Annotated in this window: 16 protein-coding genes; 8 read left to right on the forward strand and 8 right to left on the reverse strand. The window is 53.9% G+C overall.

The window, feature by feature from the left end; genetic code table 11:
* Nucleotides 1–301 precede the first annotated feature (301 nt).
* From rsmS to dinG, 5 genes are read right to left on the reverse strand one after another with little or no spacing between them, the layout of a single operon-like run.
* On the reverse strand, nucleotides 302–466 hold the full coding sequence (gene rsmS / locus NH461_RS04475; RefSeq protein ID WP_261602060.1) for a pleiotropic regulatory protein RsmS: 165 nt from the start codon (nucleotides 464–466) through the stop codon (nucleotides 302–304).
* Complete coding sequence (locus NH461_RS04480; RefSeq protein ID WP_261602061.1) at nucleotides 453–1,430, reverse strand: histone deacetylase; 978 nt, start codon at nucleotides 1,428–1,430, stop codon at nucleotides 453–455. Before NH461_RS04480 ends, rsmS begins: the two co-directional genes overlap by 14 nt.
* A 3-nt stretch (nucleotides 1,431–1,433) precedes the next feature.
* Complete coding sequence (locus NH461_RS04485) at nucleotides 1,434–1,985, reverse strand: primosomal replication protein (protein ID WP_261602062.1); 552 nt, start codon at nucleotides 1,983–1,985, stop codon at nucleotides 1,434–1,436.
* A gap of 12 nt (nucleotides 1,986–1,997) precedes the next feature.
* On the reverse strand, nucleotides 1,998–2,771 hold the full coding sequence (locus tag NH461_RS04490; RefSeq protein WP_261602063.1) for a sulfite exporter TauE/SafE family protein: 774 nt from the start codon (nucleotides 2,769–2,771) through the stop codon (nucleotides 1,998–2,000).
* A gap of 29 nt (nucleotides 2,772–2,800) precedes the next feature.
* Entirely contained in the window at nucleotides 2,801–4,879 is a 2,079-nt protein-coding gene (dinG, locus tag NH461_RS04495) for an ATP-dependent DNA helicase DinG (protein ID WP_261602064.1), read from the reverse strand.
* A 537-nt stretch (nucleotides 4,880–5,416) separates the two neighbouring features.
* Between dinG and NH461_RS04500 the strand changes: the two genes are divergently transcribed.
* Complete coding sequence (locus NH461_RS04500; RefSeq protein WP_261602065.1) at nucleotides 5,417–6,388, forward strand: porin; 972 nt, start codon at nucleotides 5,417–5,419, stop codon at nucleotides 6,386–6,388.
* A 96-nt stretch (nucleotides 6,389–6,484) separates the two neighbouring features.
* A complete protein-coding gene (locus tag NH461_RS04505) occupies nucleotides 6,485–7,126 on the forward strand; it encodes a DUF2057 domain-containing protein (RefSeq protein WP_261602066.1) in 642 nt (213 codons plus the stop codon).
* An 88-nt stretch (nucleotides 7,127–7,214) separates the two neighbouring features.
* On the opposite strand, the gene NH461_RS04510 is transcribed toward NH461_RS04505, so the two are convergent.
* A complete protein-coding gene (locus NH461_RS04510; protein ID WP_261602067.1) occupies nucleotides 7,215–7,580 on the reverse strand; it encodes a conjugal transfer protein TraR in 366 nt (121 codons plus the stop codon).
* 417 nt (nucleotides 7,581–7,997) lie between these two features.
* Between NH461_RS04510 and NH461_RS04515 the strand changes: the two genes are divergently transcribed.
* From NH461_RS04515 to recR, 5 genes are all read left to right on the forward strand, one after another.
* Nucleotides 7,998–8,381 (forward strand): YbaN family protein, encoded by a 384-nt coding sequence (locus tag NH461_RS04515; protein ID WP_261602831.1) that lies wholly within the window; start codon nucleotides 7,998–8,000, stop codon nucleotides 8,379–8,381.
* 213 nt (nucleotides 8,382–8,594) lie between these two features.
* Nucleotides 8,595–9,140, forward strand: a complete 546-nt coding sequence (apt, locus tag NH461_RS04520; RefSeq protein WP_261602832.1) for an adenine phosphoribosyltransferase — start codon at nucleotides 8,595–8,597, stop codon at nucleotides 9,138–9,140.
* A 118-nt stretch (nucleotides 9,141–9,258) separates the two neighbouring features.
* Complete coding sequence (dnaX, locus tag NH461_RS04525; RefSeq protein WP_261602068.1) at nucleotides 9,259–11,523, forward strand: DNA polymerase III subunit gamma/tau; 2,265 nt, start codon at nucleotides 9,259–9,261, stop codon at nucleotides 11,521–11,523.
* Nucleotides 11,524–11,550: 27 nt separating this feature from the next.
* Complete coding sequence (locus NH461_RS04530) at nucleotides 11,551–11,880, forward strand: YbaB/EbfC family nucleoid-associated protein (protein ID WP_261602069.1); 330 nt, start codon at nucleotides 11,551–11,553, stop codon at nucleotides 11,878–11,880.
* Nucleotides 11,881–11,883: 3 nt separating this feature from the next.
* Nucleotides 11,884–12,486, forward strand: coding sequence for a recombination mediator RecR (gene recR, locus NH461_RS04535; protein WP_261602070.1), 603 nt, complete (start codon nucleotides 11,884–11,886; stop codon nucleotides 12,484–12,486).
* A gap of 155 nt (nucleotides 12,487–12,641) precedes the next feature.
* On the opposite strand, the gene NH461_RS04540 is transcribed toward recR, so the two are convergent.
* Both NH461_RS04540 and NH461_RS04545 read right to left on the reverse strand, forming a co-directional pair.
* A complete protein-coding gene (locus tag NH461_RS04540) occupies nucleotides 12,642–13,193 on the reverse strand; it encodes a regulatory protein ToxS (protein ID WP_261602071.1) in 552 nt (183 codons plus the stop codon).
* Nucleotides 13,184–14,113 (reverse strand): transcriptional regulator, encoded by a 930-nt coding sequence (locus tag NH461_RS04545; RefSeq protein ID WP_261602072.1) that lies wholly within the window; start codon nucleotides 14,111–14,113, stop codon nucleotides 13,184–13,186. Before NH461_RS04545 ends, NH461_RS04540 begins: the two co-directional genes overlap by 10 nt.
* 221 nt (nucleotides 14,114–14,334) lie before the next feature.
* Here NH461_RS04545 and htpG point away from each other — a divergent pair, with 221 nt between their 5' ends.
* Nucleotides 14,335–16,233, forward strand: a complete 1,899-nt coding sequence (htpG, locus tag NH461_RS04550; protein ID WP_261602073.1) for a molecular chaperone HtpG — start codon at nucleotides 14,335–14,337, stop codon at nucleotides 16,231–16,233.
* The last annotated feature ends 25 nt before the right edge of the window (nucleotides 16,234–16,258 follow it).

Consider the following 16,258-nt stretch of genomic DNA (forward strand, 5'->3'; position numbering starts at 1 on the left):
AATAATAATAGATGTGTGGGTTATTCTAGGTTTATTTTGTTGCAAGTTAAACAACCCGAACAAAATATATTGTGACACTTTTATCTTGTGCAAGTTTTTATATTTTATTGACGGTTTTGATAATTGATTGGTCATTATTTTGACGGGTTTTGATGATTGTCATGCCGCTGGATACCGCGAGAGGAATCGGCATCGCGGGCATGAAAATCAGGCTCCGACCGGGAGAAGAGGCAGGTGTAGAGCGCTGTGTGAACGGGGGACGGCAGGCTCCGGGGGTGGATGAGCCGCGAACGGCTCAGCATCACTGACGTTTTTTCTTCATGTCCTGCAGAACCATTTCCAGGGCTGAAATGGCAATATCCGGTTCAATCTCATGGGTTTCCAGCAAATAAATTAAGTCGACAGCCAGTTTGATATCTTCCGGCGCATCGTCCAGAGAAGAGGGCGTATTTTTAGGCTCGGTCATCGTGTGGTTTCTCTTCATTGAAAGTGAGTTCCGGGTTCGGGCATCCATGGCCCAGGTACGTCTCCATCGCTGCATGCAGCAACTGGCTGTGCGGTGCAATAAGCGTCTGGTGATCGTGACGGTATCCGCCGCCGATCACTGCTGCTACGGGGATCATCTGCTCCCGGCACAGGCGCAGCACCAGGCGATCCCGTTCATATATCCCGGCCAGGGAGACATTAAAATAGCCCAGCTCATCATGCTGATGGATATCCACGCCGGCATCATAAAGCACCAAGTCGGGCTGGTGCTGGGCCAGGGCGAGATGCAGGACACCGCTGAACGCATCCAGGTAATCGGTGGTATTGGTGTCGCGCGGCAGGGCCAGATCGATATCAGAGTCCGGCTTGCGGGCCGGAAAGTTTTTCTCGCAGTGCACGGAGAAGGTGATGATATGGTCATCATCTGCCAGCAAGGTCGCGGTCCCGTCACCGTGGTGAACGTCGCAGTCGATGATCATCACTTTGTCGATCCCCGGCAGGGTCAGGGCATGGCGGGCAGCAAACGCCAAATCATTGACCAGGCAAAAACCGCTGCCGAAGTCATGGTGGGCATGGTGGTAGCCGCCGCTGAGGTGAATGCTGATCCCATACCGGCAGGCCAGGTCAACGCTCAGACGAGTCCCGGCGGTTGAGGTGAATGTCCGATCGAGGAGTTGCTGGCTCCACGGAAAACCAATCCGCCGCATTTTGGCCGCCGGAAGGGTATTGTTGAGCAGGGCATCGATATAGTCGGGATGGTGCAATCCTTTGAGCTCATCTGCCCGGATGGGGACCGGCTGGTGGATTTCAATGTCTGAGCGCTGCAGGAGATCCAGCTCATCCGTCAGGTGTTGATAAAGTCGGCGGTACTTGCTGATCGGATAGCGGTGATTGGCCGGGAGCTCTAATTCTGAATAAATCGGATGATAGACCAGAGGTAGCATGGATTATCCTTTTCGTTCCCGTGTGCTGATTTCTTGCTCGATTTTCGCTAGTGCGGTACGGCAGCGTGACAGCCTGCCTTCCAGCGCCAGAATTTCTTTTTGCAAGGTTTGTTGCTCAACCTGGCTGTGGCATCGGTTGATCTGTGCTTCTTTATCCCGCTGCATGGCGGCCAGGCGCCGCTCCCAGTCCTGATGCTGTGCCAAATCCTGATAGAGCTCGTGGATTGGGCGTCGGCGTTTGTACTGGGGCTTCGGCTCGCGACGACGGATTTGCTGGGTGGCCAGTTCGCGTTGAATCGCCTGGATCTGGGCAATCACTTTGTCGCAGATGTGCTGGGTGCGTGAGGGAAGCAGTTTCCCGGCCTTGTGCTCACGCTGCAGGGCGGTGATCTCGTTGCGCACTTCGTTAACACAAGGCGTCAGCAGTTTACCGCGACAGAAAAACAGTTGCTCGTCGAATAACGGGCGGGGCGCTTCACCCCGCTGGCGGTCAATGTTGGCCGCTTCAACTGCGAGTTGTTCCACAAGGGTTGTAAACCGGTTTAAATCAGGCATAGAGAACGTCGTTTATAACCAGGCTTGCCAGGCGAGTTTGATCGCAAGAGCAATGACGACGGTGACAAACACCGGTCGGATGAATGTCGCGCCGAAACGAATGGCTGAATGCGCGCCAATGTAAGCGCCCAGCATTAAGCATATGCCCATGGTCAGCCCCAGGGCAAAGTTAATATGTCCCAGAACGGCAAAGGTGATCAGCGAAGTCAGGTTGCTGGTAAAGTTCATCGCCTTGGCCAACCCTGAGGCCATCAGAATATCCAGGCGATAGAGTGCCATATTTGAGACGGTCCAGAATGCCCCGGTGCCCGGGCCGGCCAGCCCGTCATAAAACCCGAGGCTGGTTCCCTGCAGCCACTGCTTTTTACGAAATTTTCCACATCGCTCGGGAAGCCTGCGGGTGTGTGCTTTCGGGTGAGGGTGCCAGACCGTATAGACGGCAGCCGCCAGAATGATCAATGGCAGGACTTTTTCCAGCCAATCGGTACTGATGAGATCGACAACCAGGGTCCCGGTGATGGCGCCAATTAAGGTTGCCACAAAAGAGGCACGCCAGAAACGAGGAGAAAAGAGCTGCTTGCGATAGTAGGTCCAGGCTGCGGTGGACGAAGCAAAGGTCGCGGCCAGTTTGTTGGTGCCCAGCGCGATATGCGGCGGCAGCCCGATAGAGAGCAACGCCGGGACCGTTAGCATCCCGCCGCCGCCGGCAACCGCATCAATAAATCCGGCCGCAAGAGCCACCAGACCGAGGATGATCAGCATACTCGGTTCAATCATTTCTATCATTTCGCGTTATTCTTGGCGTCAAATATGGTTCAGGGGTATTCGATGACCCGTTTAAATGGCGGTAGTGAATCAAGCAGCGCTTTTCCGTAGCGGCGATTGATGATCCGGCGATCAAGCAGCACGACTCTACCAGAATCTTGCTCCTTGCGCAGCAGACGTCCGACCGATTGGATGAGTTTTTTGCTGGCTTCGGGGACCGAAATTTGTAAAAACGGGTTGCCGCCCCGGCTTTCGATATACTCGGCGTGGGCTTCTTCGACTGGCGAAGTCGGGACCGCGAACGGGATCTTGGTAATGATCAGGTTGGTGAGCAGTTCGCCAGGTAGATCAAGTCCTTCAGAAAAACTACCGGTGCCAAATAAAACGCTGGTTTTACCTTTTTCACAGTTTTCTTTATGTTTTTTTAGGGTGAGGCTGCGGGATTCTTCCCCCTGAACCAGCAATTCCCAGCGGTTTTTCTTCATCAGGGGTTTGAGGGCATCAGCGACCTGGTTCATTTGCCAGTAAGATGAAAACAGCACCAGGCTGGCTTTTTCGCCTTCGAGATATTCCGGCAGTGTTTTGATTAACAGATTGGTGAACTGCTGGGCTTGAGGTTCAAGCGGCATCGCCGGGATCACCAGCCGGGCATTGTTCTGGTAATCAAACGGGGATGCCAGGGCCAGAAATCGCGTGGCTTCTTTTTCAAAAATTCCGGCCTGGCGACAGAAGTAATCGAACTGGTTCAGGGCTCTCAAGGTGGCCGAGACCAGCACGGAGCCGGCAGCCCGGCTCCAGAGCAGTTGATCGAGCCGGTGTCCGACTTCGAGCGGCGAGACTTCGATGATGTAGTCGCCTTCCCGATCCGGGCTCTTTTCAATCCACCGGGCTAAAGGGGCGCCCTTGTCTTTGTTAGGCTGTGCCATCAGCAACCAGACCTTTTCCAGGTTTTCCAGCCGTTGCAGGTAAAACCCGGACTCCGCCAGGGCCTGATCACCAAGACGCGGGCTGATTTCGTTTTCCTTGACGCGCTCTGCAATCAAATCATGAATTTTGCCGAGAGACTTGGCGGCTTTCTTGCTGGCTTCTTTGCATCCTTTGGCTTCTTCTTCCAGCCAGGACGGCAATTCGCCGTGTTCAAAGCGCAGGATCCCGTCTTTGTTGAACAGGGCCGGGTCAATCTGGGCTGAGATTTGCCGCAGTGCCGGGATTAAATGGCTGATCGCCTCATTCAGGGCACTCTGAAAACGACCTGCCTTTTGGTAGTCTGCCATCTCAGCCAATTTTCCGGTTGATTGATTGAGTTTTTCCAACCAGTTGGCGGCCCCTTTCAAACTGGCTGCGGCGGAAGAAAAGTCGCGTGCGACCTGGGGCAGGTGATGTGCCTCATCAATCAGGTAAATGGTCTGCTCCGGCTCCGGCAGAATAATCCCGCCGCCGAGTTCAATGTCGGCCATCAGCAAGGCGTGGTTGGCGATGATCACATCTGCCTTTTCCAGATGTTCGCGAGCTTTGCTGAACGGACAGCTGCGGTGCTTGGGCATCCCCGCGTTACAGCTGTGTTTGTCGGCGACGATTTGCTGCCACACACGGTCGGGGACCGCGGTCGGCCAACTGTCTTTGTCACCATCCCATTTCTGGCTTTCCAGTGCTTTGTGCATCCGTTTCAGTAATTCGAGATCGGATTTTTTGGGTTTCTCTTCCCAGAGTGAGACTTGTTGATCACTGCCGGTGACGCAGCTGGCTTCCAGTTTATGGGCACAGCAATAGCGCTGGCGTCCTTTGGCCAGGATAAAACTGAACTCCTTGGGGAAGATCTGGTTAAACAGGGGCAGATCTTTATGGATGAGCTGCTCTTGGAGCGCCACGGTTGCGGTGGAGATCAGGACTTTTTTGTTGTTGAACAGGGCGAACGGAATGCCGCCTAGCAGATACGAGAGAGATTTACCAATGCCGGTACCGGCTTCGGCCACCAGCATCCGGTGCTTAGCATGGTATTCACCGGCCAGCGTTTTGGCGATTTCGGCAACCAGATAGTTCTGCGCGCGTCTGGGAATGAAGTTGTCCAACTGGATCCCCAGGTTCTCATAGCATTGTTTGATATCACGTTTTATCTGGTTGTGTAACATATCTGAAACTTTGTAAAGGCAGGGAGTCGCATTATAGCACGAACATCTAATTGTGAGCGGCAGCGTGTTCTGAACATTAATTTGAACAAAATGCGATTTTGCTCACGAAAATAGATTGAACCTTGGCGGGCTATCCTGGGGTTTCCTTAATGAACAATGAATTAACTATTTTGAATGGTGTTTTTTAGTTTTTTGTTCTGATATTTGTTGTTTTTTTGCCTTTTTTTGGTGTTTTCACATGTCGGTTCACGTTGATGATAAGTGCCACATCATGGTGTTGGGGCGGTTTATCATAAAAAATGAATAGTAAGCCTGGTTATAAGTTATTGTTTTGTTTGGTTGTTTATTTTTTTTGAGGTGTTTTTTAGATTATTTGACACGGAGATAAAAGTTCTGTCAGGATGAGCTCACAAGTTACTGACCTGCGGTTCATTCCTTGCTTTATGTTGTAGGGGAATTGATGGGCCTCAGGGATATAAAGAAAAGGAATTCTGGAAACAGGAATTCCAGTCTAAATAAGAAAAGGCAGTGGATATCATGAAAAAGACACTTCTAGCACTATCAGTACTAGCAGCAGGTTCTGCGAACGCAGGTGTAAACCTATATGACCAACAAGGCGTAATCGTTGACGTATCTGGCGCAGCGGAAGTTCAATACTTCCAGGGTTATGCAAAAGACAGCGATTCAGCTTTCCGCTTGGATGACGGTGATCTGGCTTTCAACACTACAGTTCCTGTAACTGACAGCCTGAACGCTGTAGCTGCAATGGCTTATGAATACGAAGACGGCGACGTAACTAACGATGAGCTGTGGGTTGGTTTCCAAGGTGACTTTGGTACGCTGACTTTCGGTCGTCAGTACCTGCTGGCAGATGATGCTGGTATCGGTAAAGACTACGAGCTGGGCGGTGACGGCCTGGACTTCGTTGTTGCAAACGGTGACCAAGTTGCGAAATATGTTTTCGACAACGGCCAGTTCTACGCCGGTGTTTCTGCACTGCTGACTGAAACTCAGAAAGCAGATGCTGTAACGGGTAAAGACGTAGACGAAGCTCAGGTTATTGAAGGCCGTTTGGGTGCGCGTTTTGCTGACCTGGATGCGCGTGTATACCTGTACTCTGGCTCTGACATCGCATCTTCAGACATCTTCGGCACAGCTTTCACTGGCGGTGTGATCGACGTTGAAGGTTACAACCTGGAAGCTGAGTACGTTATGGGCGCTATCGCGCTGGCTGGCTCTTTCGGTCAAGTTGAGTACAAAAACGTTGCAAACTCTGCAAACAAACTAGATGTAGACACAGCAGCACTGGCTGGTTCTTACACTATGGATAAGACCACTTTCGCTCTGGGTTACACATACCTAGACTTTGACACTGATGATGTAAGCGCTGTTTACGCGAACGTAACTCAGCAACTGCACTCTAACGTGAAAGTATACGCTGAAATCGGTAGCTCTGACGCAGATGATTCTGAGTTCGGTTACCTGGCAGGTATGGAAGTACTGTTCTAAGGTGTCTTAACCTGAACACTGATAAAAGCCGCCTTTCAGGCGGCTTTTTGCTATTCTAGCGCTTTGGCATGATGACCATCAGGAGAAGGAAGAAAGATGAAGAAGTTGCTATGGGCGGCATTGCTGGGGCTACCGGCATTCGGGTTGCAAGCGGCGACGTTGTCGGTTGGCGAGAATATCGAGTTACTGGTTGTTGACGGCAATGCGGTCGAAAGTTCATTCTGGTCACCAACCCAAAGCGTTGAGCTGACAGCGGGGAAACACCAGGTGGTGATCCGCTACGACGGTGAGTTGAAAAATGGCTCCAAAACGACGATGTTTACCACCCGTCCTTACCTGTTTGAGCTGGATGTGCCGAGCCAGGATGCCAGTATCGTGATCCCTAACTTAAAGACGCTCTCACAGGCTAGAGCGCATTTTGATCGGGGACCGGAGTGGTCGCTGGCGCTGGCAGACGGATCGTTCAGGGTTCTGAGCTATGTCGAGCTGGAAGGGAAGGGGTTCGGGTCTTTCAGCAACATGGAAGAGCTGGTTGCGGCGTATAACCGTGCGCAGGGCATTACCTTTGAACAGGGCTATGCTGTTGATTTAGCCAAAGCGACGGTCGAAGTGACTGAGCAAGGGGAAGTGTCGATCACCGGTGATGCCCTGGCACAGCTGAAACTTTGGTACAGCAAAGCCGACGCCAACGACAAAGCGGCATTTAAGGCATGGGCGGCCGAACAGGACGCGCTATAGCCAGCCAGATGTGCTGCACCGTCTCGGGACGGAAGTAAACGTCTTGTACGCACCCCTTGCCGAACAGTGGTTGTTATCACTGCGATACTCATGAGTCGTGGTGATAACGACTATGGCTCCGACAATGATGACAGCGGGGCTGCGCCGGATCAGCGTCCAACTCATGGAGCGCAATTGTCTCTTCACAATCGGTGCACAACCCGTACATGCCGAGCTTGATGGCACATACGGCGGCATCGACGATCTCCATCCGTGCGGCCAGTGCATGCAGGTTGCCGAGATAGGAAGACGCCGCCATGTGAATGAGCGCGTTCAGATCAGCCTGCTCAACGGCTGTGGCGGACGGAACCAGCGTATTGAGCAGTAATTCGTGTTTCAATTCTTTCAGCAGTGTATCATGCTCCTGCTCTAATCTTAGCTTCAGCTGTTGGTAGATTTTTTCTGACGTTGTCATCGCTCTTATATTATGTTTAGAAGTGGTGAATTCAGTCTAAAACGCTTGGCGGGATTGATTGTGATTTGAATCAATTCTTTATACAGTAATCTACGGAATAGCCCTACTCTTGACAGGTTTTTGTCGCTTTCTTGATCAGATATAGTACTGCCCGCGAAAGATCTGTGGCCAATGAAGCCTCAGACAATCAGCAAGTCAGTCATATTCAATATCGAAGAAGGAAGTGATTCATGGAGCAGGATTTTAAAGATCCATATAGTTTTAAGTATTTTGTTGGTTTTCTGGTTGTAATGGGACTGCCGACACTGCCGGCAAGCCTGACCTGGCTGGGGATCCTGAGCCAGTAATTGACCGGGCAGAGCACCACACGCTCCCGCCGGTCAGGAAGGAGATGTGATTCAAGTGATTAAGCAATTTATGTTGCTGCTGATCGGGTGGCTCTGCGTTGGGTTGGGAGTTGTGGGAATTTTCTTGCCGCTGCTCCCGACCACACCCTTCTTGCTGCTGGCCAGCGCCTGCTTTATGCGTGGCTCACCCCGCCTGAGCCGATGGTTACACCAGCACCCGCATTTTGGCCCCATCTTGCACAATTGGCACCAGCATCGTGCGGTTTCCCGGACCGTCAAACGCCGCGCCAATCTCATGATTGTGCTCAGTTTCCTCCTCTCGATTTATTGGGTTCCCTTACTCTGGCACAAAATCATGCTGATCAGCATGGCGACGGTGTTGTTGATTTGGTTTAACCGCCTGCCGGTAATTGAGCCTTCCGCTGCTTCCCCGGTGACAAGCCACCAAAAATAAACGGGGATATGGTCACCACACCCAGCGGCTGGATGGGGCGATCATTTGATACAGGACAAAGAACCCCGGGTATCAGTTGCTCCGGCATGCGAAAATCACTAGTATTTGAACCCAAATTGATTTGGTCTGCTGTCTGCATACGCCCGCGGCAGGCTTTCTCGTGAGCGCAAACACACTGTGTTGTATCTCCTCGCGGTGTAATGGAAAACAATGATGACTCAAGACAACTATGCTTTGATTAAGAGCAGTATTCAATCGATCCCGGATTACCCGAAACCAGGCATTTTGTTCCGCGATGTGACCAGCCTGCTGGAAAACCCGACCGCTTTTAGTGCGACGATACAAGTGCTGATCGCGCAGTATAAAGATAAAGGGATCACCAAAGTGATTGGTACCGAAGCCCGTGGTTTCCTGTTCGGCGCACCTTTGGCGCTGGAGTTGGGTGTCGGTTTTGTTCCGGTACGCAAACCGGGCAAATTGCCACGTCAGGTGATTGGCGAAAGCTACGAGTTGGAATACGGCCAGGATACGCTGGAGATCCATGTCGATGCGATTGGTGAAGGCGATAAAGTGCTGTTGGTCGATGATCTGCTGGCGACCGGCGGAACGATTGAAGCCACGACCAAGCTGGTCCGCCGTCTGGGCGGCACGGTGGAAGATGCGGCTTTTGTGATCAACCTGCCGGAGCTGGGTGGTGAAACACGACTGAAGAACATCGGTCTGAATGTCTTCAGCATTTGTGATTTCGACGGCCACTAAGGCCAATCGGGTCACAACCGGTGACCTGGTGAATCCTTGGGCGCTCGTAAGGCGCCCTCTCGCTCCCCAATCCTCCCTGTGCTAGCATAGCTGTCTTGATTCTGTAAGGTTAGTTAACATGAGTTACCAGGTTCTGGCACGGAAATGGCGGCCGCACCAATTCTCAGATGTTGTCGGGCAATCCCATGTCCTGACGGCGCTGGGCAATGCTCTTGAGCACAACCGCCTCCATCATGCTTACTTGTTCAGCGGGACCCGTGGCGTCGGCAAGACCACGATTGCCCGAATTTTTGCCAAAGGTCTGAATTGTGAACAAGGGATCACGGCGACCCCATGTGGTCAGTGTGAAACCTGTCGGGAAATTGATGATGGGCGTTTTGTCGATTTGCTTGAAATCGATGCGGCTTCACGGACCAAAGTGGAAGATACCCGTGAGTTGCTGGATAACGTTCAGTACAAGCCAGCCCGGGGCCGTTTCAAGGTCTACCTGATTGACGAGGTTCATATGCTCTCTCGTCATAGTTTTAACGCCTTGCTGAAAACCCTGGAAGAGCCGCCGGAATACGTGAAGTTTATTCTGGCGACGACCGATCCCCAGAAACTGCCGGTGACGATTCTGTCACGCTGTTTGCAGTTTCATCTGAAGCATCTGGACAATACACAGATCCAGACTCAGCTCGAGCATGTGTTACGTCAGGAAGCGGTGGATTTTGAGCCGCGTGCGTTGAGCCTGCTGGCCCGTGCGGCGGAAGGGAGTATGCGTGACGCCCTGAGCCTGACGGATCAGGCCATTGCACTGGGCAATGGTCAGGTCCAGGCTGAGTCCGTGTCGGCGATGCTCGGCACCCTCAATACCGATCAGGCATTGTATTTGCTCGAAGCGATGGCCGCGGGTGAGGCTCAGCCGGCGATGGCCTGCCTTGAAGAACTGGCGGGTGTCGGCGTGGCGTGGGACAGCCTGCTTCAGGAGCTGGCAGCGCAGTTGCATCGCGTGGCAATGGTTCAGGCGCTGCCTGCGTCCCTGGATGCCACCGCGCCGGATGCAGAGCGGGTGATGGGCCTGAGCAAACAGGTGTCGCCGCAGGAAGTTCAGTTGTGTTACCAGATTGCACTGCAGGGACGGCAGGATCTGGCGTATGCACCGGACGGTCGCACCGGATTGGAAATGGTATTGTTGCGAATGCTGGCGTTCCGGCCGGTGGCCAGCGGTGGGATCACGCCGCAGGTTGTCAGTGTGCCGGCCTCAGAGCCCGCGCCAGCACAATCCGGTGCGACGATGGCGCATTCGGGGCAGGGACAACCGGCGATGTCCGCGCCAGCACCAAGTCCGCAGGCAATGCAGCGGGTCCAGGCACTGAAAAGCCAGATGTCCGGTCATCCGGCGCAATCCGGCCCCGAGCCTGTTGCTCCGGAGATGATGGCACAAGGTCAGATGCAGCCGCCCGTGCAATCGTCCATGCAGCCATCCACGCAGCCATCCACGCAGCCGTCGATGTCGCCACAAGCTATGCCGCCACAAGCTATGCCAGACCAACCGGTGGCGCCGGAAGCGGGCATGATCCCGCCAGGTCAGCCTGCTCGGTCGGTCCAGCAGCCAATGCCTTCGCCGAGCCAACCGGCTCAGCACACGTCATCGCAGCCATCGTCGGCGGCTTCCGGGCTGCTGGCCGCGAGAAACACGCTGCGCAGTCAGGCCAAGCGGGGTCAGGACGGGCAGCCTGCGGTAAAAAAGGGCCAACCGGCGCCAGCTAAAAAAGTCGCAACCAATGTGCTCGACCGAATTGCTTCCAAGCATTCAGGTCAGCCGGCTCCTGCCCATGGAGCCTCTGCGATGCCGGCGTCGCCAGCTGTTGAGTCGCCACAGCCTGTGGAGCAAGAATATCGCTGGCAACCCTTGTCTCAGCCGGAGCCGGCTGCGAAGAAGGCAGAAGTCGCCCCGGCTGAATTAAAGCGGGCGCTGGAGCATGAAAAAACGCCGGAAATGGCAAAATTACTTGTCAAAGAAGCGGCAAATCAGGATAGTTGGTCCGATTTGGTGACCCGGCTGGACGTCGGCCGAATGGTACAGCAGCTGGCGCTGAACTCCGCGCTGGCACGCGAAGAGAGCCAGGTCACTTTGTTCTTGCGTCCATCGCAAAAACACCTGGATACCCCGAAGGCCCGGGATCAGCTGGCACAGGCTTTATCTGCGCTGTATGAGGCCCCCATCGAATTATCCATCGAATTAAGTGATAAAGGGCGTTCGCCGCTGGAATGGCGGGAAGCGATTTATCAGCAAAAACTGGATCAGGCCAAACAGAGTTTGCACACTGATCCGAACGTGACCTTTATCTGTCAGCGTTTTTCTGCTGTGCTTGATGAAGAGAGCGTGAGACCCTTATAGACAACCAGACCCATAGAGAGAGAGCATATGTTTGGTAAAGGCGGTATGGCTAACATGATGAAGCAGGCGCAGCAAATGCAAGAGCGCATGCAGAAGATGCAGGAAGAGATCGCAAACATGGAAGTCACTGGCGAGTCCGGTGCCGGCCTGGTGAAAGTGACTCTGACGGGTAGCCACAGCGTGCGTCGCGTTGAGCTGGATGACAGCCTGATGGAAGACGACAAAGACATGCTGGAAGATCTGATTGCGGCAGCATTTAACGATGCCGCGCGTCGAATTGAAGAAGCACAGAAAGACAAAATGGCCAGCGTCACCGGCGGGATGAACCTGCCGGCCGGCTTTAAGATGCCATTCTAATCCATGCGGACCAGTGTTTTACTGGAGCAACTGATGGAGGCCTTGCGGTGTTTGCCGGGCGTGGGGCCGAAGTCTGCCCAACGGATGGCCTTCAGTTTGTTGCAACGAAATCGCCAAGGCGGCTTGCAGTTGGCAGATGCGCTCAGCCGCGCCATGACGGATATCGGTCATTGCCAGAGTTGCCGGACATTTACGGAAGAAGATGTCTGCGCGATTTGCGCCAACCCGCGCCGGCAGGAAAGCGGCCAAATCTGTGTGGTTGAGAGCCCGGCTGATATCGTGGCCGTTGAAGCGACCGGACAGTTTTCCGGTCGCTACTTTGTGCTGATGGGCCACCTGTCACCACTCGATGGGATCGGCCCGGCCGATATTGGCCTGGACGTCCTGGAGTTTCGCCTGCAGCGCGAGTCAATTTCCGAATTGATCCTGGCGACCAATCCGACTGTTGAAGGTGAAGCGACCGCTCACTACATTGCTGAATTGTGCAGTGAATATGACATTCCCGCGACCCGGATTGCCCACGGGGTTCCGGTGGGAGGGGAGCTGGAGCTGGTGGATGGCACGACGCTGTCACATTCATTTGCGGGCCGACACAAGCTGTATTGAGCCGGCGCCTCCCGAGCGATGGCGCTTCTTTTGCGGCGCACCGACATGAAAAACCAACGCCAGTGCAAACGGGCGTTGGTTTTTTTTTGGGGCTGGGCAGGGTACAGGCGACGGGAAATTGGCCTGAACCGGGCGGAAGCCTTGCGCAGACGTCGCTAGAGAGAGTAGAGAATATTGGACCCGTAACTGAGGCTGGTTAACAGCAGCGCTTTTTCGTTGAGAATATCAATTCGCCGGCTCTGCTGGGCATCCATCCTGAAGATTTGGCGGATCACACTCAGGTGCTCCGGCTGGAAGTCCTGATTCTGGCCGGACGTCACATCTTTGAACTCTCCCGGCGTGGTCAGCAGGTATCCGCCGCTCAGATCCCATTGCCCGGTTTCGGAGATATGCAGGGTCAGTGGCTGTTCACTCTGGCTGAATAGTTTGAGCAGGGTGATCCGCGAATAGGTCTGGTTGGGCAGATAAACCACATGGCTGCTCTGCTCAACCCGGCGCAGCATCCCCAGCTTTTCCAACTTGGTCGGCTCGATCCGGCTGACTGACATCGATTGCCACTCCCGCGACATCAGGAGTTGCTGCTGCTTATAGTCACTGGCCAGGTAGAGCCAGGCACTCAGCAGGACCGACAGGGCCAGCAGGAGAAACGCCCAGTAACGTCGCAAGAAGCGAAGCAGCAAGCTGCGGGTTGAATTAGTTACTGGCATAGCTGGGTATTATCCTCTTGGCTGGTGTGTAAGCGAAGCGTCACGTTTTCTTGGGCCATGCTCGGGGGATGAATGTAGTTCAGCCATAACTGGTTGCCCTGACCCCCGGTTGCAATCACTTCGATCGGATGCGCCGCGTCCGGGTGGTAGTCGAGATAAGTTTTTACGCACGCCGTGATCATCGGCTGCCACGACGCCAGATCCGGATGTTGACTTGGGGTCAGGATCTGAATGTTGTTGACCGTAAACCAGGGCGTGAAGGCGTCGGACTTCGGCGGCGCTGCATGATTGACCAGTAGTGGCAGAATGCAGGCGAGCGACAGCAGCGCCAGACTCAGCAGGGCCCACTTGGGCCGGGATGAGGAAGCGAGCGTCTGCGGCGGAGGCTCTGGCAATACGTCTGCCGCAAGACCGGAAGCACTGCGTTCGAAGTGGGCGTTCGCGACCGCATCAGACACTTGGGACACGGCCGATACGCTGTCTGCGGTTTTGGCTCCGGCCTCAGTCGTGTCAGCCGGTGGGGATTCCGGTTGCCCGTCGGCGACGGGCACAGGCTCTGCCTGAGCGGAGGCTTCTTCGAAGTCACGGACGCTGGCGATCATCTGGTAGCCGCGTTTCGGCACCGTCTTAATAAAACCAGGCGATTTGGTGGAATCTTTGAGCGCTTTGCGCAGAGTGGAAATTGCCTGGGTCAGACTGGAGTCATCGACTTCAAACCCCTGTTCCCGCCAGACAAAATCATGGAGTCGGGTACGCGAGATGATGGCGCCCGGCTCTGCAATCAGCAGGCTCAGCGCGCGGCTCTCATTGCTGCCGAGGCGGATCAGCTCGTGATCTTCCCACTGATCGGTGAGGCTGTTGTCACAAGGGTCAAAAAGAAATCGCTGACCAATCAAATGTTTATTTGAGGTGTTATTCATGGGTATTGCCGAAGGGAACAATTCGGCTGTAGGTATACCATGTTCTGACTGAATCTTCTCTGAATATAAAAAGATAAAAATCAGGCTGAAAAAACCTAAAGCCGCGTGATTTGGGGCGGTTTGCGAGAAAAAATACTTGAGACGGTTGAATTGCCGAATTCTGCCCCTATGTATGTAGAGAATTGTATTGATTACGTCATATCAAGAGTTTCGGAGTTGAAATGAGCGAGCAAACTATCCATAAAAATAAGGAGACACGCGGCTTCCAATCAGAAGTGAAGCAGCTGCTCCATCTGATGATCCACTCACTGTATTCGAACAAAGAAATCTTTTTGCGTGAGTTGATTTCCAACGCATCAGATGCCGCCGATAAACTGCGTTTCCGCGCATTGTCGCAACCTGATTTATATGAGAACGATGCCGAGCTGGGCGTGAAGCTGTCTTTCAACGCAGAGGCCGGCACGCTGACGATTCATGATAATGGGATCGGGATGACCCGGGATGACGTGGTCGAGCATCTGGGCACCATTGCCAAGTCCGGTACCAAAGATTTCTTCGCCAAGCTGAGCGAAGAGCAGTCGAAAGACTCGCAGCTGATCGGCCAGTTCGGGGTCGGCTTCTATTCTTCTTTTATTGTTGCTGATCGTGTGACGGTGAACACCCGTGCGGCTGGTGCGGCGGCGGATCAGGCCGTGCGCTGGGAATCGAGCGGTGAAGGGGATTACTCGGTTGAAGATATCGAAAAAGCCAGCCGGGGGACGGAAATCATCCTGCACCTGCGTGATGATGAGAAAGAGTTCCTGAGCGAGTATCGCCTGCGTGACATCATCGGGAAGTACTCCGACCATATCGGTATCCCGGTCTTCATCCAGACCACCGAACATGATGAGGAAGGCAAGGAAACCGGCACCAAGTGGGAGCAGATCAACAAGGCGCAGGCGCTGTGGACCCGGAACAAGTCGGACGTTACCGACGAAGAGTACCAGGAGTTCTACAAGCATGTGTCGCATGATTTTGCCGAGCCGCTGACCTGGAGCCATAACCGTGTTGAAGGCAAGCAAGACTACACCAGCTTGCTGTATATCCCGTCGAAGGCACCGTGGGATATGAATAACCGTGAAAGCAAACACGGCCTGAAACTCTATGTTCAGCGCGTGTTTATCATGGATGATGCCCAGCAGTTTATGCCGACTTACTTGCGTTTCATGCGTGGCCTGATCGACTCGAATGATCTGCCGCTGAATGTATCGCGTGAAATTCTGCAGGATAACAAAATCACCCAGGCGCTGCGCAAAGCGTGTACCAAACGTGCCCTGACCATGATGGAGCGTTTGGCCAACAACGACAGTGAGAAATACCAGACGCTGTGGAATGAGTTTGGCCAGGTCCTGAAAGAAGGCCCGGCGGAAGATTTTGCCAACCGAGAGAAAATTGCCGGCTTGCTGCGTTTTAGCTCAACGCACACCGACAGTGCAGCGCAGACGGTCTCGCTGGCCGATTATGTGTCGCGCATGAAAGAAGGACAGGAGAAGATCTACTTCCTGACCGCAGACAGCTTTAGCGCTGCCAAGAACAGCCCGCATTTGGAGCAATTCCGGACCAAGGGGCTGGAAGTGCTGCTGATGCATGATCGCATCGATGAGTGGCTGATGGGCCACCTGCCGGAGTTTGACGGCAAGTCGTTCCAGGCGATCACCAAGGCGGATCTGGATCTGTCCAAGTTTGAAGACGAAGCAGAGAAAGAGAAGCAGAAAGAGACCGAAGCCGAGTTCAAGTCTGTGGTTGAGCGGACCAAAACCTACCTGGGCGATCGGGTGAAAGATGTACGCACCACGTTTAAGCTGACGGATACCCCGGCGGTGGTGGTGACGGACGAGCACGAGATGGGCACCCAAATGGCCAAGCTGCTGGCTGCAGCCGGTCACGACGCGCCGGAAGTGAAGTATATCTTGGAGCTGAACCCAAATCATGCCCTGGTCAATAAGATGGCGGATGAGGCCGACGAAGAAGTCTTTGGCCGCTGGGTAGAAATGCTGCTGGGCCAGGCGATGCTGGCAGAGCGCGGAGCGATGGACGATCCGTCACAGTTCCTGGCTGCCGTGAACAAGCTGCTGGGCTAAGTCGAAGATCGGCTCGGATCCGCAG

The organism is Photobacterium sp. TY1-4 (genome assembly GCF_025398175.1).
GTDB lineage: Bacteria > Pseudomonadota > Gammaproteobacteria > Enterobacterales > Vibrionaceae > Photobacterium.